Annotated in this window: 25 protein-coding genes; 9 read left to right on the top strand and 16 right to left on the bottom strand. The window is 64.1% G+C overall.

What is annotated here, in order from left to right; genetic code table 11:
- Position 1: 1 nt before the first annotated feature.
- The 3 genes from SFA35_RS01920 to SFA35_RS01910 form a co-directional block, all read right to left on the bottom strand.
- Positions 2 to 1,078, bottom strand: coding sequence for a putative 2-aminoethylphosphonate ABC transporter ATP-binding protein (locus tag SFA35_RS01920; protein ID WP_320574622.1), 1,077 nt, complete (start codon positions 1,076 to 1,078; stop codon positions 2 to 4).
- Positions 1,079 to 1,185: 107 nt separating this feature from the next.
- Positions 1,186 to 2,052, bottom strand: coding sequence for a LysR family transcriptional regulator (locus SFA35_RS01915; protein ID WP_320574620.1), 867 nt, complete (start codon positions 2,050 to 2,052; stop codon positions 1,186 to 1,188).
- A 9-nt stretch (positions 2,053 to 2,061) separates the two neighbouring features.
- The gene (locus SFA35_RS01910; RefSeq protein WP_320574618.1) at positions 2,062 to 4,269 is read right to left on the bottom strand and encodes a heavy metal translocating P-type ATPase; all 2,208 of its coding nucleotides are present in this window, start codon (positions 4,267 to 4,269) and stop codon (positions 2,062 to 2,064) included.
- A gap of 103 nt (positions 4,270 to 4,372) precedes the next feature.
- Here SFA35_RS01910 and cadR point away from each other — a divergent pair, with 103 nt between their 5' ends.
- The 3 genes from cadR (at position 4,373) to SFA35_RS01895 (ending at position 5,430) form a co-directional block, all read left to right on the top strand.
- Complete coding sequence (cadR, locus tag SFA35_RS01905) at positions 4,373 to 4,822, top strand: Cd(II)/Pb(II)-responsive transcriptional regulator (protein WP_320574616.1); 450 nt, start codon at positions 4,373 to 4,375, stop codon at positions 4,820 to 4,822.
- Positions 4,823 to 4,891: 69 nt separating this feature from the next.
- Positions 4,892 to 5,185: a helix-turn-helix transcriptional regulator gene (locus SFA35_RS01900; protein ID WP_320574614.1), complete on the top strand. Its 294-nt coding sequence runs from the start codon at positions 4,892 to 4,894 to the stop codon at positions 5,183 to 5,185.
- Positions 5,182 to 5,430 (top strand): hypothetical protein, encoded by a 249-nt coding sequence (locus SFA35_RS01895; RefSeq protein WP_320574612.1) that lies wholly within the window; start codon positions 5,182 to 5,184, stop codon positions 5,428 to 5,430. Before SFA35_RS01900 ends, SFA35_RS01895 begins: the two co-directional genes overlap by 4 nt.
- Before the next feature lie 3 nt (positions 5,431 to 5,433).
- On the opposite strand, the gene SFA35_RS01890 is transcribed toward SFA35_RS01895, so the two are convergent.
- Together SFA35_RS01890 and lgt are read right to left on the bottom strand one after the other, a co-directional pair.
- The gene (locus SFA35_RS01890; RefSeq protein WP_320574610.1) at positions 5,434 to 6,405 is read right to left on the bottom strand and encodes a thymidylate synthase; all 972 of its coding nucleotides are present in this window, start codon (positions 6,403 to 6,405) and stop codon (positions 5,434 to 5,436) included.
- Positions 6,406 to 6,422: 17 nt separating this feature from the next.
- Positions 6,423 to 7,232 carry a prolipoprotein diacylglyceryl transferase gene (gene lgt, locus SFA35_RS01885; RefSeq protein WP_320574607.1) on the bottom strand — a complete coding sequence of 270 codons (810 nt, stop codon included), beginning with the start codon at positions 7,230 to 7,232 and terminating at the stop codon, positions 6,423 to 6,425.
- Between the two features lie 134 nt (positions 7,233 to 7,366).
- Here lgt and SFA35_RS01880 point away from each other — a divergent pair, with 134 nt between their 5' ends.
- Entirely contained in the window at positions 7,367 to 8,119 is a 753-nt protein-coding gene (locus SFA35_RS01880) for an NRDE family protein (protein WP_320574606.1), read from the top strand.
- A 72-nt stretch (positions 8,120 to 8,191) separates the two neighbouring features.
- Here SFA35_RS01880 and ptsP read toward each other — a convergent pair whose 3' ends face one another.
- Positions 8,192 to 10,471 carry a phosphoenolpyruvate--protein phosphotransferase gene (ptsP, locus tag SFA35_RS01875; protein WP_320574603.1) on the bottom strand — a complete coding sequence of 760 codons (2,280 nt, stop codon included), beginning with the start codon at positions 10,469 to 10,471 and terminating at the stop codon, positions 8,192 to 8,194.
- A gap of 22 nt (positions 10,472 to 10,493) precedes the next feature.
- On the bottom strand, positions 10,494 to 10,973 hold the full coding sequence (locus tag SFA35_RS01870) for an RNA pyrophosphohydrolase (protein WP_320574601.1): 480 nt from the start codon (positions 10,971 to 10,973) through the stop codon (positions 10,494 to 10,496).
- Between the two features lie 140 nt (positions 10,974 to 11,113).
- On the opposite strand from SFA35_RS01870, the gene SFA35_RS01865 reads away from it, so the two are divergent.
- Complete coding sequence (locus tag SFA35_RS01865; RefSeq protein WP_320574599.1) at positions 11,114 to 11,767, top strand: HAD family hydrolase; 654 nt, start codon at positions 11,114 to 11,116, stop codon at positions 11,765 to 11,767.
- A 67-nt stretch (positions 11,768 to 11,834) separates the two neighbouring features.
- Here SFA35_RS01865 and SFA35_RS01860 read toward each other — a convergent pair whose 3' ends face one another.
- Together SFA35_RS01860 and ilvA are read right to left on the bottom strand one after the other, a co-directional pair.
- Positions 11,835 to 12,272 carry a DUF2269 family protein gene (locus tag SFA35_RS01860; protein ID WP_320574597.1) on the bottom strand — a complete coding sequence of 146 codons (438 nt, stop codon included), beginning with the start codon at positions 12,270 to 12,272 and terminating at the stop codon, positions 11,835 to 11,837.
- Between the two features lie 36 nt (positions 12,273 to 12,308).
- On the bottom strand, positions 12,309 to 13,823 hold the full coding sequence (ilvA, locus tag SFA35_RS01855) for a threonine ammonia-lyase, biosynthetic (protein WP_320578799.1): 1,515 nt from the start codon (positions 13,821 to 13,823) through the stop codon (positions 12,309 to 12,311).
- A gap of 127 nt (positions 13,824 to 13,950) precedes the next feature.
- On the opposite strand from ilvA, the gene rpiA reads away from it, so the two are divergent.
- Positions 13,951 to 14,622 (top strand): ribose-5-phosphate isomerase RpiA, encoded by a 672-nt coding sequence (gene rpiA, locus SFA35_RS01850; protein WP_320574595.1) that lies wholly within the window; start codon positions 13,951 to 13,953, stop codon positions 14,620 to 14,622.
- Between the two features lie 58 nt (positions 14,623 to 14,680).
- Here the strand turns inward: rpiA and SFA35_RS01845 are convergent, their stop codons facing one another.
- Entirely contained in the window at positions 14,681 to 15,346 is a 666-nt protein-coding gene (locus SFA35_RS01845; RefSeq protein WP_320574593.1) for a fumarylacetoacetate hydrolase family protein, read from the bottom strand.
- Positions 15,347 to 15,375: 29 nt separating this feature from the next.
- A complete protein-coding gene (locus tag SFA35_RS01840; protein ID WP_320574591.1) occupies positions 15,376 to 16,770 on the bottom strand; it encodes an FAD-binding oxidoreductase in 1,395 nt (464 codons plus the stop codon).
- 171 nt (positions 16,771 to 16,941) lie between these two features.
- Here SFA35_RS01840 and serA point away from each other — a divergent pair, with 171 nt between their 5' ends.
- The gene (gene serA, locus SFA35_RS01835) at positions 16,942 to 18,171 is read left to right on the top strand and encodes a phosphoglycerate dehydrogenase (RefSeq protein WP_320574589.1); all 1,230 of its coding nucleotides are present in this window, start codon (positions 16,942 to 16,944) and stop codon (positions 18,169 to 18,171) included.
- A 77-nt stretch (positions 18,172 to 18,248) separates the two neighbouring features.
- Here serA and SFA35_RS01830 read toward each other — a convergent pair whose 3' ends face one another.
- Complete coding sequence (locus SFA35_RS01830) at positions 18,249 to 18,884, bottom strand: 2OG-Fe(II) oxygenase (RefSeq protein WP_320574587.1); 636 nt, start codon at positions 18,882 to 18,884, stop codon at positions 18,249 to 18,251.
- A gap of 110 nt (positions 18,885 to 18,994) precedes the next feature.
- Between SFA35_RS01830 and SFA35_RS01825 the strand changes: the two genes are divergently transcribed.
- The gene (locus tag SFA35_RS01825; protein ID WP_320574584.1) at positions 18,995 to 19,738 is read left to right on the top strand and encodes a hypothetical protein; all 744 of its coding nucleotides are present in this window, start codon (positions 18,995 to 18,997) and stop codon (positions 19,736 to 19,738) included.
- 60 nt (positions 19,739 to 19,798) lie between these two features.
- Here SFA35_RS01825 and SFA35_RS01820 read toward each other — a convergent pair whose 3' ends face one another.
- Positions 19,799 to 20,728: an alpha/beta hydrolase gene (locus SFA35_RS01820; protein WP_320574582.1), complete on the bottom strand. Its 930-nt coding sequence runs from the start codon at positions 20,726 to 20,728 to the stop codon at positions 19,799 to 19,801.
- A gap of 107 nt (positions 20,729 to 20,835) precedes the next feature.
- Between SFA35_RS01820 and SFA35_RS01815 the strand changes: the two genes are divergently transcribed.
- Entirely contained in the window at positions 20,836 to 21,417 is a 582-nt protein-coding gene (locus SFA35_RS01815) for a DUF6436 domain-containing protein (protein ID WP_320574580.1), read from the top strand.
- 98 nt (positions 21,418 to 21,515) lie between these two features.
- Here the strand turns inward: SFA35_RS01815 and SFA35_RS01810 are convergent, their stop codons facing one another.
- Genes SFA35_RS01810 through potA form a run of 3 tightly spaced genes read right to left on the bottom strand, consistent with a single transcriptional unit; the run spans position 21,516 to position 24,453 of the window.
- Positions 21,516 to 22,406, bottom strand: a complete 891-nt coding sequence (locus SFA35_RS01810; RefSeq protein WP_320574578.1) for an ABC transporter permease subunit — start codon at positions 22,404 to 22,406, stop codon at positions 21,516 to 21,518.
- On the bottom strand, positions 22,403 to 23,284 hold the full coding sequence (locus tag SFA35_RS01805; RefSeq protein ID WP_320578797.1) for an ABC transporter permease subunit: 882 nt from the start codon (positions 23,282 to 23,284) through the stop codon (positions 22,403 to 22,405). The genes SFA35_RS01810 and SFA35_RS01805 overlap by 4 nt, the downstream gene beginning before the upstream one ends.
- Positions 23,285 to 23,310: 26 nt before the next feature.
- A complete protein-coding gene (gene potA / locus SFA35_RS01800) occupies positions 23,311 to 24,453 on the bottom strand; it encodes a polyamine ABC transporter ATP-binding protein (protein WP_320574576.1) in 1,143 nt (380 codons plus the stop codon).
- Between the last annotated feature and the right edge of the window lie 16 nt (positions 24,454 to 24,469).

Below are 24,469 nucleotides of genomic sequence, written 5' to 3'. Positions count from 1 at the left end.
CTCAGGCAAACACCTGAAGGCTGGCAGGCGGCAAGGCCACCCAGATATCCGGGCTGCCCAGAGATGGCATGGCCTCGGGCGCCACCTCGGCCTGCAAGGCATGGCCGGGCAGCTGCTCGAATTCAAAGTTCATGCGCCAGCGGTTGCCGAGAAAGGTGATGTCGCGCACCCGCGCGGCGAACAGGTTCTCTTCGTGCACGCTGGGGTTGACGCTGATCGCCTCGGGGCGGCAGAACAGCCGCCCGCTGCTGGCCCGGCTGGCGTCCAATGGCAGGCGCAGATCCATCCCGCCGACCCGCGCGTGGTGCTCGCCGTGGCGCTGGAACGGCAGCCAGTTGCCCTGGCCGACGAACTCGGCGACGAAGGGGGTGGCCGGGCGGTCGTAAATCTCCTGCGCAGTGGCGTACTGCTCGACCTTGCCGTTGTTCATCACGGCGATTCGGTCGGCCATCAACATGGCCTCGTCCTGGTTGTGGGTGACCATCAGGGTGGTGATGCCCAGCCGACGCTGCAGCTCGCGCAGCTCGCCGCACAGGTGTTCACGCACCCGCGCGTCGAGCGCCGACATCGGCTCGTCCAGCAGCAATAGTGAAGGGGCCGGCGCCAGCGCGCGAGCCAGGGCCACTCGCTGCTGCTGGCCTCCGGACAGCTGCCCGGGGTATTTCTTCTCGCTGCCGGTCAGGCCGACCAGTTCGAGCATCTTCGCCACCCGCTCGCGTACCTGCTGGCGGCCGCTGCCGGCCAGGCCGTAGGCGATGTTGTCGGCCACGCTGAGGTTGGGGAACAGCGCGTAGGACTGGAACAGGATGCCGTAGTCACGGGCCTGGGGCGCCAGGTGCGAGATGTCGCGGTCGCCGATGTACAGTTCGCCGCTGTCCTGGCGCTCGAGGCCGGCGATGCAGCGTAACAGCGTGGTCTTGCCGCAGCCGGAAGGCCCGAGCAGGCAGACCAGCTCGCCGGCGGCAACATCCAGGCAAACACTGTCCAGCGCACTGAAGGCGCCAAAGCGCTTGTGAATGTTGCGCGCTCGCAATGGCGCGCCTGCTGTTCTGCAAATCGGGTTGCTGGGACCGTGCATGGCCGAGACCTCATCGAGCTGATGCAGGTCATGCTAGGCGCGCAATGAGACGGTGACGTGGCAACGGGGCAAAAGCTGCCGATAGTGGTATAGGCAGATTTGCGTAGTCAGGGCGCGGGGCGGACTTCCTGGGCCAGGCCAAGAAACGCCGCCGGCAGCCGCGCCTGCTTGCGCTCCTTGAGGCAGTACAGGTACTCGTGCATCGAGGGCGCCTGCTCGACGGTCAGCACCTTGAGCTCGGGATTGTGCGGCACCTCGTGGCGGGCGATCAGGCTGACGCCGATGTTGCGCAGCACCCCCTCGCGGATCGACTCGCGGCTGCCGATCTCCAGCAACGGCCCGGTCACGACCCCTGCCTGCTTGAGCATCTGTTCGGTCAGGCTGCGGGTGGTCGAGCCCTGCTCGCGCAGCAACAGGCACTGCCCGGCCAGCGCACCCAGCTCGATGTGCGCGCGCGCGGCCAGCGGATGACTGCGGTGTACCGCCAGCACCAGCGGATCGCTGCCCAGCACGCGGCGGACCAGACGCGGGTCGTCAAGCAACTGCGAAGAGGCGGCCAGGTCGACCTTGTAGTCCTCCAGCCATTCCAGCACCTGTTGCGAGTTGCCGATTTCAACCGACACCTCGACCTGGGGCAGGCGTTCGCGAAACACCTTCACCAGGTCGAGGATGTAGTAAGGCGCCGTGGCGGCGATGCGCAGCGCGCCCTTGACCTGGCCGCTGTTGCGCAGGAAGAACTCGATGTCGGCTTCCTGCTGCTGCAACGCCTTGACCATCGGCATCAACCGCGCGCCCTCGTCGCTGAGGCTCATGCGTCGCCCGCCGCGGTAGAATAGTTCGACGTCGTACTGGCTTTCCAGATGACGAATCTGCGTGGTCACGGTTGGCTGGCTGAGCCCGAGCTTCTTTGCCGCCAGGGTGATGCTGCCCAGCCGGGCCACCATGTAGAACGCCTTGAGTTCGGCCGTCAGCATCTCATCTCGCTATTTCCTCAGCAGGCGCAAACCATTGAATACCACCAGCAGGCTGACGCCCATGTCGGCGAACACCGCCATCCACATGGTCGCCAGCCCGGCGAAAGTCATGCCCAGGAACAGCGCCTTGACCACCAGCGCCAGGCCGATGTTCTGCGCCAGGATGGCCCGGGTCTGCCGCGAGAGCCTGACGAAAGCCGGGAGCTTGCGCAAGTCGTCGTCCATCAATGCCACGTCGGCGGTTTCGATGGCGGTGTGGCTGCCGGCAGCGCCCATGGCAAAACCGATCGAGGCCCGCGCCAGGGCTGGCGCGTCGTTGATACCGTCACCGACCATGCCGGTGGCGTGGCCTTGGTGATCGAGTGCTTCGATGGCGGCCAGCTTGTCGGCCGGCAGCAGGTTGCCCCGCGCCTGATCGATGCCGACCTGACGGGCCACCGCCTCGGCGGTGTGCTGATTGTCGCCGGTGAGCATCAAGGTCTTGATACCCAGGGCATGCAGCTCGGCGATGGCCTCCTTGCTGGTGTCCTTGACCGTATCGGCCACGGCGAACAGGGCCAGCGCCTGATTGCCCGCCAGCAGCAACACCAGGCTTTTGCCTTCGCGCTCGAGTTGCTCCAGACGGGCGGTCAGCTGTGCGTCGGTCGCGCCCAACTCCTCGGCAAGGCGCGGATTGCCCAAATGATAGGGCTGGCCGTTCACTTCACCGCGCACGCCGCGGCCCGGCAGCGCTACGAAGTCTTGCACCTCGAGTCGCGCCTGCGGGTTGGCGGCGGCGATCGCCATGGACACCGGGTGATCGGAACGTGCGGCCAGGCTGGCGGCAATCTGCCCAACATCCGACGGCCCGTCGACCCACCGTTCGAAATCGGTCTGCCGGGGCTTGCCGTGGGTCAGGGTGCCGGTCTTGTCGAGGGCGATCACCTGCAACCGATGACCGCTCTCCAGATACGCCCCGCCCTTGATCAGGATACCTTTGCGCGCAGCGGCGGCGAGGCCGCTGACCAGGGTCACCGGAGTCGAGATCACCAGGGCACAGGGGCACGCCACTACCAGCAGCACCAGCGCGCGGTAGATCCAGTCGAACCAGGCGCCGGCCATGAGCAGGGGCGGCAGCACCGCGACGGCGAGCGCCAGGATGAACACCAGCGGCGTGTAGACCCGCGCGAAGTTGTCGACGAAGCGTTGCGTGGGCGCATTGGCGCCTTGCGCCTGCTCGACCGCGTGGATGATCCGTGCCAAGGTCGACTGGCTGGCTGGCGCACTGACGAGCACTTCCAGCGAACCCGCTTGATTGAGCGTGCCGGCGAACACCGGGTCTCCCGTGGCTTTATCCACAGGCAGACTTTCACCGGTGATCGCGGCCTGATCGATGCTCGACCGCCCTTGCACCACTTCGCCGTCCACCGCGATGCGCTCACCAGGACGCACCCTGACTCGAGCGCCAACTTCGATGCTGCTCACTGCCACGGCATGCCATTGCCCGTCGGCACTCCGCACCGTGGCGAGCTCGGGCGCCAATTGCAGCAAACCTGCGATTGCGTCGCGTGCACGGCTCAGCGAGCGCGCCTCGATCAGCTCGGCCACGGTGAACAGGAACATCACCATCGCAGCTTCCGGCCACTGGCCGATGAGCAGCGCCCCGGTCACTGCGATGCTCATCAGCGCATTGATGTTCAGGTTGCGGTTCTTCAGGGCGATCCAGCCCTTCTTGTAGGTGCCCAGGCCGCCCGCAACGATGGACAGCAACGCGACCCCGGCAATCGCCCAGTTGGGCGCCAACCCGGTGAAGTGCAGGACCTCGGCGGCGAACGCAGCAAGGCCGGACAGCCACAACGGCCATTGTGACTTGGCCTTGGGCTGGGCCGTTGCCGATTGTTCCCCATCCAGGCTCACGGCGGTCATGCCAAGGCTGCCGATCGCCTGCTCGATGGGCGCAGTGGACTGCAGCACATGGCGCACGCCGAGCACGCGGTTGACCAGGTTGAACTCCAGTTGCTCGATGCCCGCCAGCTTGGCCAGCTTGTTCTGGATCAAGGTCTGCTCGGTGGGGCAGTCCATCGCCTCGATACGGAATCGACTGAGCTGGGCGCCAGCAGTGACCGGCCCCAGCTCGACTTCAGCGGCGGGTGCAGGACCGCTGCAGCAGTGGTCGTGCCCTTTATGGGCATGAACAGGGCTGGGCGATACGGGTTCGGCTCGGTGCAAGCGGTACATGGGCAATGTCCTGAAAGTGCTTGTTGCCAAGTGAACACCCTGTAGCCACTATAGGGTCAAGCCCCCAATCCTCAATCATGTTCTTGATCATCGGAAGGCCTCCATGAAAATCGGTGAACTGGCGAAAGCCACCGACTGCCAGGTCGAAACCATCCGCTACTACGAGCGTGAGCAACTGCTGCCCGCCCCGGCCCGCACCGATGGCAACTACCGCTTCTACACCCAGGCGCACGTGGAGCGCCTGACCTTCATCCGCAATTGCCGCACCCTGGACATGACGCTCGAAGAGATTCGCAGCCTGCTGGCATTGCGTGACCTGCCCGACGACCAGTGCCAGAGCGTCAACGCGCTGATCGATGAGCATATCGAGCACGTGAAACTGCGCATCGATGGCTTGCAGGCCTTGCAGACGCAGTTGCTGGAGCTACGCGATAAATGCCGGGTGGCCGGCTCGGACGATCAGTGCGGGATCATTCAGCAGCTGGAAACAAGCGGGGCGGTGACAGCTCCGGAGGTGGAGCACTCGCATGTGGGGAGGAGCCACAGGCACTAAAAAGTTAACTATATGGCTCGTTGAGTCTACTATGAGCCATATAGTTAACTTTCAAGCGTGGTCTGCGGGATGAAAACCTCACTGCTTCTGGAAATCCGGCAAAGGCGCTTGCTGCTAGGGCTCAAAATTCAGGACATGACGCTGCGGGCAGGGCTGACGCGCCAGCAGTACGCCAAGATAGAACGCGACGGTAATCCTCGCCTGAACACCCTCGACCAGATCGCCGAAGGATTGGATGCAGCCATCGTGCTCGTGCCGAAGGATCAGCTAGCCGCTGTGCGTCAGCTATTGGCAGGCCACAATCCTTCGCCACCAAGCTTTGGAGAGGATGAACCCGACGATCCTTGGGAAGACCTTTTATGAGCGGCGAAACAGTATCTGTGCTGGAACTGCGCTTGCACGACCAACTGGTCGGCTACGTTGCTGGCCATTCCAATGGCAGGAATGTATTTACCCTTGCCCCACAATATATCGCCGACCCGTCGCGTCAACGGCTAGACCCGGTACTTGGCAATCTGCGTAGCATCGAGCCCGATGCCCCCGCCCAACAAGCCGTGCTCAGGGACCACTGGCGGCGCTTGAGCACGGACTTTCGCATCGACGGTTGAGAATCACACCGCCATCGGCGCCGTCAGTGGCGGATGATGTTCATAACCTTCCAGCGAGAAATCGCCAGGTTCGATCAGCTCCAGCCACTCTGGCTGGTAGACGCCGGTCTTGGCGTACTCCGGCACGCGGGCGGAGATCACCAGCCTGGGGGCCGGGAAGGGTTCGCGGTCGAGTTGCTCGGTGAGCATGCTCAGGTGGTTCTCGTAGACGTGGGCGTCGCCGATGAAGTAGGTGAACCAGCGTGGCGTGTAGCCGGTCAGGCGGCCGATCAGCGACAGCAGCGCGGCGCCTTCGGTGAGGTTGAACGGCGTGCCCAGGCCCAGGTCGTTGGAGCGGATGTACAGGGTCAGCGAGATCTCCCGGGTTTCCGGGTTCGGGTGGAACTGATACAGCAAGTGACATGGCGGCAGGGCCATCTCGTCGAGCTGCGCGCAGTTCCAGCCGTGGAACAGAATGCGCCGGCTGCCGGGGTCATTGACGATGGTGTCGACGCACTGGCGGATCTGGTCGATGGCCTTGTACAGCACCACGAACGCTTCGCCGTCTTCTTCGCCGGCCGCCAGCTGCACGTAGCCCTGACTCAGGCAGAGCTCGATGGCCGCGGCATTGCTCGCGGCGATGCGCTTGTACGCCGGCCACTGACGCCATTGCACGCCGTAGATTTCACCGAGGTCGTCGGTGCCCAGGCGGAACGGGTTGGTCAGCCACTGCTGGTTTTCGTTGGCATTCTGGTCCCAGACCTTGCAGCCCAGCGCGCGGAACTCGGCGGCGTTGTTGACGCCGCGCAGGAAGCCCACCAGTTCGCCGATCGCCGACTTGAACGCCAGCTTGCGCGTGGTAATGGCCGGAAAGCCCTTCTGCAAGTCGAAGCGCAACATGGCGCCGGGCAGGCTGATGGTCTTCACGCCGGTACGGTTGGCTTGCACGCTGCCGTTCTTGATGACGTCGGCGACCAGATCGAGGTATTGCTTCATGGTTCAGCTCCGAGCTGTCAGGAGGGTTGTACCGCAGGCTGCTTCTTGTGATACGCCAGCCACAGCAACGTCAGACCGACCACGATCATCGGCAGCGAGAGGATCTGGCCCATGGTCACCCAGCCCCAGGCGAGGTAGCCCAGCTGCGCGTCCGGTACCCGCACGAATTCGACCACGAAGCGGAAGATCCCGTAGAACAGGGCGAACATCCCGGAAACAGCCATGGTCGGGCGCGGCTTGCGCGAGAACAGCCAGAGGATGACGAACAGGGCCACGCCTTCCAGGGCGAACTGGTACAGCTGCGACGGATGGCGCGGCAGTTGCGCCGGGTCGCTGAACGGCGGGAAGACCATGGCCCATGGCAGGTCAGTGGGCTTGCCCCACAGCTCGGCATTGATGAAGTTGCCGATGCGCCCGGCGCCCAGGCCGATCGGCACCAGCGGCGCGATGAAATCGAGCAGTTGGAACAACGACTTGCCGTTGCGTCGACCAAACCACCAGGTGGCGATCATCACCCCGAGGAAGCCACCATGGAAAGCCATGCCGCCCTTCCAGACTTCGAAAATCAGGAACGGGTTGGCGATGTACGCCGGCAGGTCGTAGAACAGCACGTAGCCCAAGCGCCCGCCGATGATCACACCCATGGCGCACCAGAACACCAGGTCGGAGAGCTTCTCCTTGGTCCAGGTGGGGTCGAAGTCGTTCAGGCGACGCGAGGCCAGCAGCCAGGCGCTGCCGATCCCGATCAGGTACATCAAGCCGTACCAATGGATTTGCAGGGGGCCGATGGCAACGGCCACCGGGTCAATCTGCGGGTAAGGCAGCATTGCGACTCCTTAACGAGCACCAACAAAATGTGCGCAGCATGTTAACTCAAGCGGGCCGGCAGCCCTACCCGAGACGATGAATGAATGGTTAAAGTATCTGACCACACCGAGCCGACCACGGCCCAGGAATCGCCATGTGCCTGATAGTGTTCGCCTGGCGGCCGGGCCATGCCCAGCCGTTGATCGTCGCGGCCAACCGCGACGAGTTCTACGCTCGCCCCACCCAGCCGTTGGCGCCCTGGGACGATTACCCGCAGGTCTGCGCCGGGCGCGATCTGGAGGCCGGGGGCACCTGGCTGGGGCTCGGTGGCGCCGGGCGTTTCGCCGCCCTGACCAACATCCGCCAGCCTGGCCAGGCGGCGGGGCTGCGTTCGCGTGGGGAACTGGTGGCAGGGTTTCTCTGCGGCGCACAATCGATCGATGAGTACCTGGCCGGCGTGGCCGAGCGAGCGGCGCAGTATGCCGGGTTCAACCTGTTGCTCGGCGATGGGCAGCGGCTGGTCTACGCAAGCTCGACGGTGGCGGCGCAGCCTCTTGCGGCGGGGGTATATGGCTTGTCCAACGCCGGGCTGGACAGTCCCTGGCCAAAGTTGCTCAAGGCGCGGGCCGGGCTGGCGGCGCAGTTGCAGGATTATTCGGTGCAGTCGCTGCTGGAGCTCCTGGCCGATGCGCAGCCGGCGGCCGATGCCGAGCTGCCTGACACCGGCGTTGGCTTGGCTACCGAGCGGCTGCTATCGAGCGCTTTCATTGCCAGCCCCAACTACGGCACGCGGGCGAGCACGGTGCTGGTGATGGATGCCAAGGGACGTGCGCAGCTGACCGAGCGCAGTTTCGGGCCCTATGGCGGCAGGTTGGGCGAAGTGTTCATGGCAAGCTGGCGAGGTTGAGGTGGGAGGGGGCCAAGCCCCCGAGAGGCCGCAAGGCCGGCCTTGCCCGCTCCCCCATTGCCGCCAACGGCCTTAAAGCTTCTTCGGCGAGGCCGGGTTGATCATCCGCGACAGCCCGAGATTCTTCAACGCCAGCTGCAAGGTGCTGTGAATGACTTGCGGGTTGTCGATCTTGTTCAACTGCGCCAGGAGCTCCTTGGCCTTGCTCAGGTTGATCTGGCGCAGCATGCCCTTGACCTTCGGCAGGTTGGTGGCGTTCATCGACAGGCTGTCGTAGCCCATCGCCATCAACAGCACCGCCGCCGCCGGGTCGCCGGCCATCTCGCCGCAGATGCTCACCGGCTTGCCCTCGGCGTGAGCGTCGGTCACCACGTTCTGCAGGGCCTGCAACACCGCCGGGTGCAGGTAGTCGTAAAGGTCGGCCACCCGCGGGTTGTTGCGGTCCACCGCCAGCAGGTACTGGGTCAGGTCGTTGGAGCCGACCGACAGGAAGTCCACCTGGCGCGCCAGCTCCTTGGTCTGATACACCGCCGCCGGTATCTCGATCATGACGCCCACCGGGGGCATCGGCACGTCGGTGCCTTCGTCGCGCACCTCGCCCCAGGCTCGGTGAATCAGGTGCAGGGCCTCTTCCAGCTCGTGGGTGCCGGATATCATTGGCAGCAGGATGCGCAAGTTGTTCAGGCCCTCGCTGGCCTTGAGCATGGCGCGGGTCTGCACCAGGAAGATTTCCGGGTGGTCGAGGGTGACGCGGATGCCGCGCCAGCCCAGAAAAGGGTTGTCTTCCTTGATCGGGAAGTACGACAGCGACTTGTCGCCGCCGATGTCGAGGCTGCGCATGGTCACCGGCAGCGGGTGGAACGCGGCCAGCTGTTCACGGTAGATCGCCAGCTGCTCTTTCTCGCTGGGAAAGCGCTGATTGATCATGAACGGCACTTCGGTGCGGTACAGCCCTACCCCTTCGGCGCCGCGCTGCTGAGCGCGAGCGATGTCGGCGAGCAGGCCGGTGTTGACCCACAGCGGCATGCGATGGCCGTCGAGAGTTACGCAAGGCAGCTCGCGCAGGGCATCGAGGCCCAGCGCCAGCTGACGCTCTTCCTCGACCACGTCGCCGTATTGCTTGGTGAGTATGTCGCTGGGGTTGGTGTAGACCTCGCCGTGGTAGCCGTCGACGATCATCTTGATGCCGTCGACCTTGGAATACGGCAGGTCGACCAGGCCCATCACCGTCGGAATGCCCATGGCCCGGGCCAGGATGGCCACGTGGGAGTTGCCCGAACCCAATACCGATACCAGGCCTACCAGCTTGCCTTCGGGCACTTCACCGAGCATGGCCGGGGACAGCTCTTCGCTGATGAGGATGGTGTTGTCGGGGTACACCAGGGTCTGCTGGCGGGCCTGCTGCAAATAGGCCAGCAGGCGGCGGCCGAGGTCCTTGACGTCGGAGGCACGCTCCCTGAGGTAGGCGTCGTCCATCAATTCGAAGCGGTTGACGTGCTCGGTGACCACCTGGCGCAGGGCACCCTGGGCCCACTGGCCGGTCTTGATGACGTTGGTCACCTCGCTGCCCAGCGAAGCGTCGTCGAGCATCATCAGGTAGACGTCGAACAGCGCGCGTTCTTCGGGGCGCAGCTGGGTGGCCAGCTTGGCCGACAGGGTGCGCATGTCGTTGCGCACGCCTTCCAGCGCTGTCTGGAACAACGCCAGTTCGGCGGCGATATCGGCCACGGACTTGTCCGGCACCACATCCAGGTCAGCCGGCGGCAACATGACCACGGCGGTACCCACCGCAGCGCCCGGCGAGCCTGGCACGCCGACGAACTTGGCTTCCTGGATGCCCTTGCCCTGACGCCCCAGACCGCGGATGGAACCGGTGGCCTCGGCGTGGGCAATCACCCCGGCCAGTTGAGCGCTCATGGTCACCAGGAAGGCCTCTTCGCCTTCGTCGAACTGGCGGCGTTCCTTCTGCTGGATGACCAATACGCCGACCACGCGGCGGTGATGGATGATCGGCGCGCCAAGAAACGAAGCGAAGCGCTCCTCGCCGGTTTCGGCGAAGTAGCGATAGCGCGGGTGGTCGGCGGCGTTCTCCAGGTTCAGCGGCTCTTCGCGGGTGCCCACCAGGCCTACCAGGCCTTCATTCGGGGCCATGCTGACCTTGCCGATGGAGCGCTTGTTGAGGCCTTCGGTGGCCATGAGCACGAAACGGTTGCTTTCCGGGTCGAGCAGGTAGACCGAGCAGACCTGGCTGCCCATGGCTTCCTTGACGCGCAGCACAATAATCCCCAACGCCGTCTTGAGATCCTTGGCGGAGTTAACTTCCTGGACGATCTTGCGCAGCGTATTGAGCATGGCTCGGGGTCGAACTCCGTCGTCAGTCGCGCGTCAACAGGCGCGGGGCAAGCTCTTTGAGAGCGCGGCGGTAAACCTCGCGCTTGAATGTCACCACCTGGCCCAGGGGATACCAGTAACTCACCCATTTCCACCCGTCGAACTCGGGCTTGCCGGTCAAATCCATCCTGACCCGCTGCTCGTTGGAAATCAGGCGCAGCAGGAACCACTTCTGCTTCTGCCCGATACACAGCGGCTGACTGTGCGTGCGCACCAACCGCTGGGGTAGACGATAACGCAACCAGCCGCGGGTGCAGGCAAGAATTTCGACATCCTGACGTTCCAGCCCGACCTCTTCATTCAACTCGCGATACAGGGCCTCTTCCGGCGATTCGTTGGGGTTGATGCCACCCTGTGGAAACTGCCAGGCATCCTGATTGATCCGCCGAGCCCACAGCACCTGCCCGGCATCATTGGTGAGAATAATGCCGACATTGGGACGAAAACCATCGGGGTCGATCACGGCAGCAACCTCGCAAACGCATGTCTTCGCATTGTTCCACAAAGGTCATGAGCGCAGCAACGAGGCGTCACAGCTTATGTGCAGCTATGTGAAAAGTCCGTATTCTGGGGACCATTTTTCAGCTTTTAGCGAGATATTTCATGCGCCTGGCTCTATTCGACCTCGACAACACCCTGCTCGGTGGCGACAGCGACCACGCCTGGGGCGACTACCTCTGCGCCCGCGGCATCCTTGACCCGGTGCAGTACAAGGCGCGCAACGACGGCTTCTACGAAGACTACCTGGCGGGGCGCCTGGACCTGCAGGAATACCTGAATTTCAGCCTGGAAATCCTCGCCCGTACCGACATGGCGCAGTTGGCGCAGTGGCATCAGGCATTCATGCGCGACTGCATCGAGCCGATCATCCTGCCCAAGAGCCTGGCGCTGTTGGCCGAGCACCGCGCTGCTGGCGACAAATTGGTGATCATCACCGCCACCAACCGTTTCGTCACCGGCCCGATCGCCGAGCGGCTGGGCGTTGACACGCTGCTGGCCACCGAGTGCGAGATGGTCGACGGCCGCTACACCGGACGCAGCACCGATGTCCCGTGCTTTCGCGAAGGCAAGGTGACTCGCTTGAACCGCTGGATCGAGGAAAACGGCTACAGCCTGCAGGACAGCTACTTCTATAGCGACTCGATGAACGACCTGCCGCTGCTTGAGCAGGTGACCCACCCGGTGGCGGTGGACGCCGATCCGAAGCTGGCGGCCGAAGCGCAGCGGCGTGGGTGGAAGGCGATCTCTTTGCGTTGAAGCGGCAAGCCGGCCTGGCGGCCTCTCGGGGGCGCTGCCCCCTCCCGCATGGGTGGGCGCCCGGCGATCAGACCGGCTTGAGCACCATCACCCCCAAGGCCGCCACCAGAATCACCCCGCCGACGATCGACAGCCCCAGCACCGTGCGCCGTTGCCCGGCGCTGACCGCCTGCCCGGCCTGGCGCAGGCGGTTGACCCGCCACAGCAGCAACAGCCAGCAAAGGATGCCGACGGTGTAGAGCACCGAGCCGCTGAGCAGCCAGGTCTGGCCCAACGACCAGCCGGTGTCATGCACCATCCACCAGCCACTGACCGGAAACACCAGCAGGCTCAGGCCCATCGCCAGCCAGGCGAACAGCCATGGCCGCTGCAAGGTCTGGCCCAGCGCCGCCGGGTCACCGGCCCGCCAACCGCGAGCCCAGCGATAGACCACCGCCAGCGCCCCGCCAATCAGCAGCGCCGTGGCCAAGCCGTGCAGTGCTTTCAACAGCATGAGATTTTGCATGATCGCTCCCTTGCAGCAGTGGACATCCAGTGTTGATCAACCCAGGAACAGCTGATACGCCGGGTTGGCCGTCTCGTCCCAGAAGGGGTAGCCGATGTCGGTCAGCGCCGCGGCCACCAGATGGCGCTCGTCCTCGGGCACCTGCAGGCCGGCGACCACCCGGCCATCCGCCGCGCCGTGGTTGCGGTAATGGAACATCGAGATATTCCAGCGCCCGCCCAACTTGCTGAGGAAGTTGAACAGCGCGCCCGGCCGCTCGGGAAACTCGAAGCGCAGCACCATTTCGTCGCTGACCTTGGCCGCATGGCCGCCGACCATGTGGCGGATATGCAGCTTGGCCAGTTCGTTGGCGGTCAGGTCCAGGACCGGGAAACCTTGGGCGGTCAGGCTGGCGATCAAGGCGGCTCGCGGGTCGTTTTCCGGATGGGTCTGCACCCCGACGAAGATGTGCGCCTCGCGCCCGGTATGGTAACGATAGTTGAATTCGGTGATCTGCCGCTTGCCGATGGCCTCGCAGAAGGCCTTGAAGCTGCCGGGCTGCTCGGGGATGGTCACGGCGATGATCGCTTCACGGCCCTCGCCCAGTTCGGCGCGCTCGGCGACGTGGCGCAGGCGGTCGAAGTTGACGTTGGCGCCGGAATCGATGGCCACCAGCGCCTGACCCTGCACGCCGCGCGACTCCACGTACTTCTTGATGCCCGCCACGCCCAGCGCGCCAGCTGGCTCGGTGATCGAACGGGTGTCGTCGTAGATGTCCTTGATCGCCGCGCAGATCTCGTCGGTGCTGACCGTGATCACTTCGTCGACGTAGTGGCGACAGATGTCGAAGGTGTGCTGGCCGATCTGCGCCACGGCGACGCCATCGGCGAACAGGCCCACCGTTGGCAGCACCACGCGCTCGCCGGCGCCCATGGCCGCCTGCAGGCAGTTGGAGTCGTCCGGCTCGACGCCGATGACCTTTATTTCCGGACGCAGGTACTTCACGTAGGCGGCGATCCCGGAAATCAGCCCGCCACCGCCCACTGGCACGAAGATGGCGTCCAGCGGCCCCGGGTGCTGGCGCAGGATTTCCATGGCCACGGTGCCCTGCCCGGCAATGGTCAGCGGGTCGTCGTACGGATGGATGTAGACCATGCCCTGCTGCTCCACCAGCTTGAGCGAGTGGGCCAGCGCCTCGGGAAACGAATCACCGTGCAGCACGACGATGCCACCCCGTGAGCGCACGCCCTCGACCTTGATCTCCGGGGTGGTGCGCGGCATCACGATGGTCGCCTGGATGCCCAGTTCACGCGCAGCCAGGGCCACGCCTTGGGCATGGTTGCCGGCCGAAGCGGTGACCACGCCGCGCGCCTGCTCCTCGGCGGTGAGCTGCGCCATCTTGTTGTAGGCGCCGCGAATCTTGAAGGAAAACACCGGCTGCAGGTCTTCACGCTTGAGCAGTACCTGGTTGCCGAGCCGCGCCGACAGTTGCCCCGCCGCCTGCAAGGGCGTTTCCACCGCCACGTCGTAGACGCGTGAGGTGAGGATCTTCTTGACGTAGTTTTCGAGCATCGCGGGCATCACTGGCATGGAAGCGGAGGTCGTCGAGTCTAAGCCAATGCCCCTGTCGAAACCAAGGTTTTGCGGGCGCAAAACGGTATAATGCCGGCCTTTGAAAAGCCCCCTGCCCGGAGCCCGCATGACCCAGGATCAACTCAAACAGGCCGTCGCCCAGGCGGCGGTCGACTTCATTGTGCCCAAGCTCGATGACAAGAGCATCGTCGGCGTCGGCACTGGCTCGACTGCCAACTGCTTCATCGACGCCCTGGCGCGGCACAAGGGCGCATTCGACGGCGCCGTTGCCAGCTCCGAAGCCACGGCTGCACGCCTCAAGGGCCATGGCATCCCGGTGTACGAGCTCAATACCGTGAGCGACCTGGAGTTCTATGTCGACGGTGCCGATGAAAGCGACGAGCGGCTGAACCTGATCAAGGGCGGCGGCGCAGCGCTGACTCGCGAGAAAATCGTCGCCGCCGTGGCGCGCACCTTCATCTGCATCGCCGACGCCAGCAAGCTGGTGCCGGTGCTGGGCGGCTTTCCCCTGCCGGTCGAAGTCATCCCCATGGCCCGCAGCCATGTGGCCCGCGAGCTGGTCAAACTGGGCGGCGACCCGGTGTACCGCGAAGGCGTACTGACCGACAACGGCAACATCATTCTTGACGTGCACAACATGCAGATCACTGATCCGGTGCAGCTGGAGCAGCAGATCAACGGGATCGTCGGGGTGGTGACCAACGGCCTGTTTGCCGCGCGGCCGGCCGACGTGCTGCTGCTGGGGACGGCTGAAGGGGTGAAGACCCTCAAGGCCTGAGCAAGCCTGAGTGAACAGCTCGCAGGCAAGCGGCCCCCGAGCTGTCATCAAGCGGCGCTCAGAGCACCGAGCCGCTGAACTGGCTGGCGCCTGGCAGTTCGAGCACCAATTCATCACCGACATTCAGCGCACCCACGCCGGCCGGCGTGCCGGTGAGGATGACATCCCCGGCCTGCATGGAGAAATGCGCGGCCATGTACTGGATCATCGGGATGATCGGGTTGAGCATCGAGGCGCTGCTGCCGTCCTGGCGGACTTCGCCATTGATGGTCAGGCGGATGCCGATATCGGTCACGTCCGGGAAGGTGCCGGCCGCGACGAAAGGCGCCAGCACGCAAGCGCCGTCGAACGACTTGGCCAGCTCCCAGGGCAGGCCCTTCTCCTTGAGCCTGCTCTGCACTTCACGCAGGGTCAGGTCCAGCGCCGGGGCGTAACCGGATATGGCATCCAGCACTTCCTCTTCGCTCGGCTTGTTGGACAAAGCCTTGCCTAGCAGCACGGCGATTTCCGCCTCGTAGTGCACCGAACCGCGATCGGTCGGAATCTTGAAACCGCCCTCCAGCGGCACCACGCAGCTGCCCGGCTTGATGAACAGCAAGGGCTCGGTGGGCACCGGGTTGTTCAGTTCCTTGGCATGCTCGGCGTAGTTGCGACCGATGCACACCACCTTGCCCAGGGGGTAGTGGATGCGCGTGCCGTCGACGTACTGGTGTTGATAGCTCATATACCGACTCCTGCGGGGGTGCGTTCAAGTCAAACAGCGAAGATCTTGCCGGGGTTCATGATGCCGTTGGGGTCGAACACGGCCTTCATCGCCTTCATGTATTCGATTTCTACCGGTGAACGGCTGTAGGTCAAGTAATCGCGCTTGGTCATGCCCACGCCGTGTTCGGCGGAGATCGAACCGTTGTACTTCTGCACGGTTTCGAACACCCACTTGTTGACGGTGGCGCATTTGGCGAAGAACTCGTCCTTGCTCAGGTTTTCCGGTTTGAGGATGTTCAGGTGCAGGTTGCCGTCACCGATGTGGCCGAACCAGACAATTTCGAAGTCAGGATAGTATTCGCCGACGATCGCATCGATTTCCTTGAGGAACGCTGGTACTTTCGACACGGTGACCGAAATGTCGTTCTTGTACGGGGTCCAGTGCGAGATGGTCTCGGAGATGTACTCGCGCAGCTTCCACAGGTTCTGCAACTGCTGCTCGCTCTGGCTCATGACACCGTCGACTACCCAGCCCTGCTCCACGCAGTGTTCGAAGATCGCCAGGGCCGCCTCCGAGACCTCCTCGCTGGTGGCCTCGAATTCCAGCAGCGCGTAGAACGGGCAGTCGGATTCGAACGGCGCCGGCACGTCGCCGCGCGCCATGACCTTGGCCAGTGCCTTGTCGGAGAAGAACTCGAAGGCGGTGAGGTCCAGCTTGCTCTGGAAGGCATGCAGCACCGGCATGATCGAATCGAAGTCGGCCGTGCCGAGCACCATGGCCGTGAGGTTCTTCGGCGCGCGATCCAGGCGCATGGTGGCCTCGACCACGAAGCCCAGCGTGCCTTCGGCGCCGATGAACAGCTGACGCAGGTCGTAGCCGGTGGCGTTCTTGATCAGGTCTTTGTTTAGCTCCAGCAGGTCTCCCTTGCCGGTGACCACTTTCAGCCCAGCCACCCAGTTGCGGGTCATGCCGTAGCGAATCACCTTGATACCGCCGGCATTGGTGCCGATATTGCCGCCAATCTGGCTGGAGCCAGCCGAAGCGAAATCCACCGGATAGTACAGCCCGCGCTCCTCGGCATAGTTCTGCAACTGGGCGGTGACCACGCCGGGTTGGCAGACCACGGTGCGGTCGAACTCGTTGAACTCCAGCACCTGGTTCATGTAGTCGAACGACACCACGACTTCGCCATTGGCCGCCACGGCGGCGGCCGAGAGGCCGGTACGGCCGCCCGAGGGGGTCAGGGCGACCTGGTGCTGGTTGGCCCAGCGCACGATGGCCTGCACCTGCTCGATGGTCTTGGGAAAGACGATGGCGCTGGGCGCCGGGGCAAAATGCTTGGTCCAGTCCTTGCCGAACGCCTCGAGGGAATCGGCGTCGGTCAGGACCTTGCCCGGCTCAACCAGGGTCTTCAGCTCATCAATCAATGCAGGATGGGTCATCGCACGAACTCTCGAACAATTCATAGTCACCCTGAGCACACTTCATGACCCAGGGATGGGCGCTTGGCGGGGTGCATATGCTAGCATACGCCCCCCGCTAATCGAGCTTCTGGCCGATCCGCGCACGCTTTATCCTCCTGCCAATTTTCTCCGGGACACAGGTTTACGCAGATGAGCAAGACTTCTCTCGATAAGAGCAAGATCAAGTTCCTTCTTCTCGAAGGCGTCCACCAATCCGCCGTGGACGTCCTCAAGGCCGCCGGCTACACCAGCATCGAATACCACACCAAGTCGCTGCCGGAAGCCGAGCTGAAGGAAAAGATCGCCGATGCTCACTTCATCGGTATTCGCTCGCGCACGCAACTGACCGAAGAAATCTTCGACAGCGCCAAGAAACTGGTCGCCGTCGGCTGCTTCTGCATCGGCACCAACCAGGTTGACCTCAATGCAGCCCGCGAGCGCGGCATTGCAGTGTTCAACGCGCCCTACTCCAACACCCGTTCGGTGGCCGAGCTGGTGCTGGCCGAGGCCATCCTGCTGCTGCGCGGCATCCCGGAGAAAAACGCTTCCTGCCACCGTGGTGGCTGGATCAAGAGCGCGGCCAACTCTTTCGAGATCCGTGGCAAGAAGCTCGGCATCGTCGGCTATGGCTCGATCGGTACCCAGCTGTCGGTCCTGGCTGAAGGCCTGGGCATGCAGGTGTTCTTCTACGACACCGTGACCAAGCTGCCGCTGGGTAACGCCACCCAGGTCGGCAACCTGCACGAGCTGCTCGGCATGTCCGACATCGTCACCCTGCACGTACCGGAAACCGCCGCCACCCAGTGGATGATCGGCGAGAAGGAAATCCGCGCCATCAAGAAAGGCGGCATCCTGATCAACGCCGCCCGCGGTACCGTGGTCGAGCTCGACGCCCTGGCCGACGCGATCAAGGACCAGCACCTGATCGGCGCCGCCATCGACGTTTTCCCGGTAGAGCCACGCTCCAACGACGACATCTTCGAAAGCCCGCTGCGTGGCCTGGACAACGTCATCCTGACCCCGCACATCGGTGGTTCCACCGCCGAGGCGCAGGCCAACATCGGTCTGGAAGTCGCCGAGAAGCTGGTCAAGTACAGCGACAACGGCACCTCGGTGTCCTCGGTCAACTTCCCGGAAGTAGCCCTGCCGGCTCACCCTGGCAAGCACCGCCTGCTGCACATCCACGAGAACATCCCGGGCGTGATGAGCGAGATCAACAAGGTCTTCGCCGAGAACGGCATCAATATCTCCGGTCAGTTCCTGCAGACCAACGAGAAGGTCGGCTACGTGGTGATCGACGTCGACGCCGAGTCTTCGGACCTGGCGCAAGAGAAGCTGCAGAAGATCACCGGCACCATTCGCTGCCGCGTCCTGTTCTAAGCAGGCTGCAATCGCTCGGGGGCTTTGCCCCTCCCACACCGGATGTGGGAGGGGGCAAAGCCCCCGAGTTTTTCATGTCAGCCAAACACATCCGTACCCCTGCGCCTGAACCACCCCGTCAACGACAGCCGCTCGCGGTTGGCCAGCAACACCTCATGGGGCATCTCGCCCGACAGGAACACCACCAGCGAGCCAGCCACGGGCTCGACGTCGTGCACCCGCCCGTCCTTCAGGTAGAGCCGTAACTGGCCGCCATGCGCAGGCTCCCACGCCTGGTTGAGGTAGACCACCGCTGAGACCATGCGCCGATCGTCGTCGCGAAAGCGGTCGACATGCTTGCGGTAGAAAGCCCCCGGCGGATAGAAGGCAAAATGACTTTCATAGTCTTCAAGACCGAGGAACAAACCCTGGTTCATCACCTGGCGGACGGCGTCCATTACTTCCAGGTAGTGGTCGCAGGCGCCGGACTGGCCCGGCTCCAGCCATTGGATATGATCGCCGCGAATGCCCTCGCGTACCTCCTGGGCCGGCCCGCGCCCCACCGCCGCCGGCGCCAGTTGGCCCGTTGCCGCACGTTTATGGCACTCGGCAGCCAACTCCAGGGTCAGAGCCTCTGGAAGAAAGGCACGTTGCTGCGCCCAGCCATGTTCGGCCAGGTCGTCGACAAGCGTTGCCAATGATGAATCGTCAGGGAATAGGTGCATGGCGCGCATAGTATCCATCCGCCCGACAAACCGACAGAGCCATCCGCCCGGCGCGCGTCATGGCTCGACAAAGCCCTGCCGGGACACGGACAATGGCGGCCTTGCGACAGGAGTCTTCAATGCGTGGTTTGTGTGTTGCCTTGCTGATGTTTTGCGTGATGCCCGCCTGGGCAGACAGCCATGACCAGTTGTACAAGGTCGCCGGTTGGCCCGAGCAACGCGCGCATTTCAACGACGCACTCAAGGCCGCACAGCAGCGTTACCAGGCCAGCCTGCCGCCTGCCGTGTTCCAGGCGCTGGTCAACAACAGCAACCAGCGCTTCGCCGCGCAAGCCATGGACCAGCGCGCCGAAGCGCGACTGCGCCAGACCCTAAGCGACCCACAGCCGGCGCTGAGCTTTTTCGAGGCACCGCTGGGGCACAAGATCGTCGCCGCCGAACTGCTGGCCACCCGCAGCGACCAGCTGGCGAAGAATGCCCGTGGCCTGCCGCACATGGACGCCAGCGCCACCCGAGCGCTGCTGATCCGCCACTTGGCCCAGGCCCTGCCCGCCCGCGAGGCCGGCGCCGAAGTCAGCCTGGCGATCGCCGGGGTCGCCGCCGACAGTCTCAGTTCGATGATCCCCGGGCTGTTCGGCAACGGCCAGGCCCAGGGCGTGCTCGATGGCCAGCGCGAGCGGCTGATGGAGCAGATCGGCAGCGACCTGGACAACACCCTGCTGTACGTCTACCGCGACCTGTCTGATCCGGAACTGGAGGAGTTCGTGACCTTCGCCGAATCGCCCGAGGGCAAGACGTATTACCAGGCCGCGCTGGCAGCGGTGCGAGCGGGGCTGGCGGTCGGGCAGGCGAACCAGCCTTGAAGCGGGCCTGACGGCCTCTCGGGGGCTTTGCCTGCCCAAACTCAAACGGCAGTGTAGCGCCTAGAGATATCCATCCAGAAAGTTGAAATAAGCCTGGCGGATCTCCGGTATCTCATTGGCCAAGTGATGCCGCGCCGGTGGCAGCATCAACACCTGCGGCTGGTTGAACTTGCCCGCCAGCACCCTCAAGTTGTGCTGCCAGTCCACGGTCATGTCCTGTTGACCCTGCACAATCAGCGGCGAGCAAGCACTCGGCGGCGCAGCCTCGATGCGCTTGATCCACGGCACCAGCGCGCCGACCCAGACAGTCGGCAGGCGCACCGGTTGCAGCGGGTCGGCCTGCAGGAAGGGCATGAATTCAGGGTCATTGGTATTTTCGCTGAAGCGCCGCGCCAGGCCGCCAACGAAGGGTTTGAGCAGCTGGTAGCTCAACCGCGACCAGGTCCAGGAGCGCGGGCGCACCAGGGGCGCCAGCAGGATCGGGCGTCCCTGCGCCGGGCTCCGGGCGGCGCCATGCAGCAAATGATCGATGACAATGGCGCCGCCCATGCTCTGCCCGCACAGGTGCCATGGCCGCGGCAGGTCCAGCGCCTGCGCCTCGACCAGCAGGGCATCGAGCACCGCCTGATACTCGGCGAAGCTGTGGATGCTGGCGCGCTCGCCGCTGGACAGGCCATGCCCCGGCAGGTCGCAGGAGATCACCGCGAAGCTGCGCGCCAGTGCCCACTCGATCACGTGCCGATAGAGGCCCATGTGATCGTAGAAGCCATGCACCAGCACCAGGGTCGCCTTCGGTTCGGCCGGCAGCCACACCTGGCCGACTACGTCGAAGCCGCCTGCCTCGAAGCGCCCCAGCCAACTGCGCAGCCCGTCATGCCCAGGCAACCGATAGAACTGCCGGTAGTTCAGAGCATGCGCGCCCAGCGGCTGGCGAGCCACCAGGGGCAACAGGCCGCCGCGCAGGGTTTCGGGGTGAAACGTGGCTGACATAGGGCTTCCGTTGAGGGCTGGCGCCGTGTGTGGATCGATTTGTCGTTGCGATATTCATCTGTCGGCGCAGACATGGCAAGCTGGCCGCTTCGCCCTGGAAGCCGCCTATGCCCGTGCTGCGCCGCAATACCCTGGTCAGCTGCCTCATCGCATTGCTCTGCGGCGGCACGCTGTGGTTGGCGTATGACTGGTTCCAGAGCCGATACGTTCGCGCCTTCGAAGAGCACGCCACGCTGTTCACCGGCGACAGCCTGCACCTGCCCGCCGCTCTGGCCGGGCCGGGAGCGATTCGGGTAGTGCATTTCTGGGACGCCGCCTGCCCATGCAATGTCGGCAACCAGCAACACCTGGCCGAGCTGGTTGCCCACTACCAGCCGCTGGGCGTGAAATTCTATGCAATGGAAAAGGGCCGCAAGCATTCGCGACTGCCGGACAATCTGGCGGCGTTGCAGCCGTTGGAGGCGCTACCTGGTGCCGATGGCCTCCCGGCCAGCCCGGCCGTAGCCATCTGGGACCAGCGTGGCCAGCTGGCCTATTTCGGGCCGTACAGCGAGGGGGCGGTGTGCAATTCAGCGAACAGCTTCATCGAACCGGTGCTGCAGGCGCTGACCGAGCGCCGGGCGGTAAATGCCACGCATACGATGGCGGTGGGCTGTTATTGCCTTTGGGAGGCTTCGGCCAAGCCGTGACGTACGCGGTCTACCTCTCGTAGGACCGAGCTTGCTCGGGAAGCGATTTGGCCTCCCTTCCCGAGCAAGCCCGGTCCTACCGTGCAGTGTTTCCTCGATCAAACCGCCACAGGCGCTGGCGCGCGCCGTGGGTCGGGCTGCTTCCAGCCGTCGGCCGCCGCTTCTTCGATCGCCAGTTGAATCGCCTTGCGGCGCTGGTTTTCGGCTCGACGAGTGAAGAACCACACCAGGAAGGTGGCAATCGACACCGCCAGCAGAATCAGGCTGGCAATGGCGTTGATCTCGGGTTTCACGCCCAGGCGTACCGCCGAGAACACTTCCATCGGCAAGGTGGTCGAACCCGGCCCCGAGACGAAGCTGGCCAGCACCAGGTCGTCCAGCGACAGGGCGAAGGACATCATGCCGCCGGCCGCCAGCGATGGCGCGATCATCGGGATGGTGATCAGGAAGAACACCTTCCAGGGGCGCGCGCCGAGGTCCATGGCCGCCTCTTCGATGGACAGGTCCAACTCGCGCAGGCGCGCCGAGACCACCACCGCCACGTAGGAGGCACAGAAGGTGGTGTGGGCAATCCAGATGGTGACGATGCCGCGTTCCTGCGGCCAGCCGATCATCTGCGCCATGGCCACGAACAACAGCAACAGCGACAGGCCGGTGATCACCTCGGGCATGACCAGCGGCGCGGTGACCAGGCCGCCGAACAGGGTCCGGCCCTTGAAGCGCGCCACCCGGGTCAGCACGAAGGCTGCCATGGTGCCCAGCGCCACCGCCGCCACGGCGGTGTAGCAGGCGATTTCCAGCGAGCGGCCCACCGAGCTCATCAGCTGGGTGTTGTCGACCAGGCCGACGTACCACTTCACCGACCAGCCGCCCCACACCGTCACCAGTTTGGAGGCGTTGAACGAGTAGATGACCAGGATGACCATCGGCGCATAGATGAACAGCAGGCCCAGCACCAGCATCAGGTTGGAGAAACGGAAACTTCTCATATCTTGCCCTCCAGTTCCTTGGCCTGGCTGCGGTTGAACAGCACGATCGGCACAATCAGAATCGCCAGCATCACCACCGCCAGGGCCGAGGCCACCGGCCAGTCGCGGTTATTGAAGAACTCCTGCCACAGCACGCGGCCGATCATCAGGGTTTCCGGGCCACCCAGCAGCTCGGGGATGACGAATTCGCCCACCACCGGGATGAACACCAGCATGCAGCCGGCGATGATGCCGTTGCGCGACAGCGGCACGGTGATCTTCCAGAAGCTGTTGAAGCGGCTCGAGCCCAGGTCTGCAGCGGCCTCCAGCAGGCTCTGGTCATGCTTCACCAGGTTGGCGAACAGCGGCAGGATCATGAACGGCAGGTAGGCGTAGACCACGCCGATGTAAACCGCCAGGTTGGTGTTGAGAATCTGCAGCGGCTGGTCGATCAGGCCCAGCCACATCAGAAACTCGTTCAGCAGCCCGTTGGTGCTGAGGATGCCCATCCAGGCGTAGACGCGGATCAGGATTGCCGTCCAGGTCGGCATCATGATCAGCAGCAACAGGACGGTCTGCACCTCCTTGCGCGCCACCGAGATGGCGTAGGCCATGGGAAAGCCGATGATCAGGCAGAGAATGGTGCTGATCAACGCCATTTTCAGCGAGCCGAGGTAGGCCGAGATGTACAGGTCGTCGCCGGCCAGCATGGTGTAGTTGGCCAGGTTGAGCACCAGCTGGATCTTCTCTTCGGCGTACTGGTAGATCTCGGTGTACGGCGGAATGGCGACGTCGGCTTCGGCGAAGCTGATCTTCAGCACGATGAAGAACGGCAGCATGAAAAACAGGAACAGCCACAGGAACGGCACACCGATGACCGCCTGGCGACCGTTGGGCAGGTAACGGCTCAAGGATCGTTTGAGGTTCATGAGCGCAGTACCACGCCGCTGTCGTTCTCCCACCAGACGAACACCTGGTCATCCCAGGTCGGCCGTGCGCCACGCCGCTCGGCGTTGGCGACGAACGACTGGACGATCTTGCCCGAGCTCAACTCGACGTGGAACACCGAATGGCCGCCCAGGTAGGCGATGTCGTGGACCTTGCCGCGCGACCAGTTGTAGTCACCCTCCGGCTGCTCGGTGGTGACCAGCAGTTTCTCCGGGCGGATAGCGTAGGTCACGGCCTTGTCCTGGGCGGCGGTAGTGACGCCGTGGCCGACGTAGATGTTGCGCTCGAGCTCCGGGCTGGCGATCACCGCATGGCCTTCCATGTCCTCGATCACTTCGCCGTCGAACAGGTTGACGTTGCCGATGAACTCGCAGACCAGGCGGCTGGTGGGCGTTTCATAGATGTCGATGGGGCTGCCGATCTGGGCGATCCAGCCCAGGTGCATGATGGCGATACGCTGGGCCATGGTCATGGCCTCTTCCTGGTCGTGGGTCACCATTACGCAGGTCACGCCGACCCGCTCGATGATTTCCACCAGCTCCAGCTGCATCTGCGAACGCAGTTTTTTATCCAGCGCACCCATGGGTTCGTCGAGCAGCAGCAATTTCGGGCGCTTGGCCAGCGAACGGGCCAGGGCCACGCGTTGCCGCTGGCCGCCGGACAGTTGGTGCGGCTTGCGCCTGGCGTACTGGCTCATCTGCACCAGCTTGAGCATCTCGGCCACGCGGGCGTCGATTTCGGCGGCGGGAATCTTGTCCTGCTTGAGGCCGAAGGCAATGTTCTGGGCCACGGTCATGTGCGGAAACAGCGCATAGGACTGGAACATCATGTTGATCGGCCGCTCGTAGGGCGGCATCTCGGTGATGTCCACGCCGTCGAGAAAGATGCGCCCTTCGGTGGGCCGCTCGAAACCGGCCAGCATGCGCAGCAGCGTGGACTTGCCCGACCCCGAGCCACCGAGCAGGGCGAAGATTTCGCCCTTGCCGATTTCCAGGGACACGTCGTCCACGGCCACCGTCTCGTCGAACTTCTTGGTCACCCGCTCGATCTTGACCAGCACCTGCTTGGGTTGCTGGCCGCCTTCGAGGGCTTTCTTGTAGGCACTGGAGGCAACTGCCATTGCGAAACTCCCGACA

Origin of the sequence: Pseudomonas sp. HR96, assembly GCF_034059295.1 — a bacterium.
Taxonomy (GTDB): Bacteria; Pseudomonadota; Gammaproteobacteria; order Pseudomonadales; family Pseudomonadaceae; genus Aquipseudomonas.
Note: the sequence above shows the minus strand (reverse complement) of the source record. Positions and strands in the feature narration are given on the sequence as shown.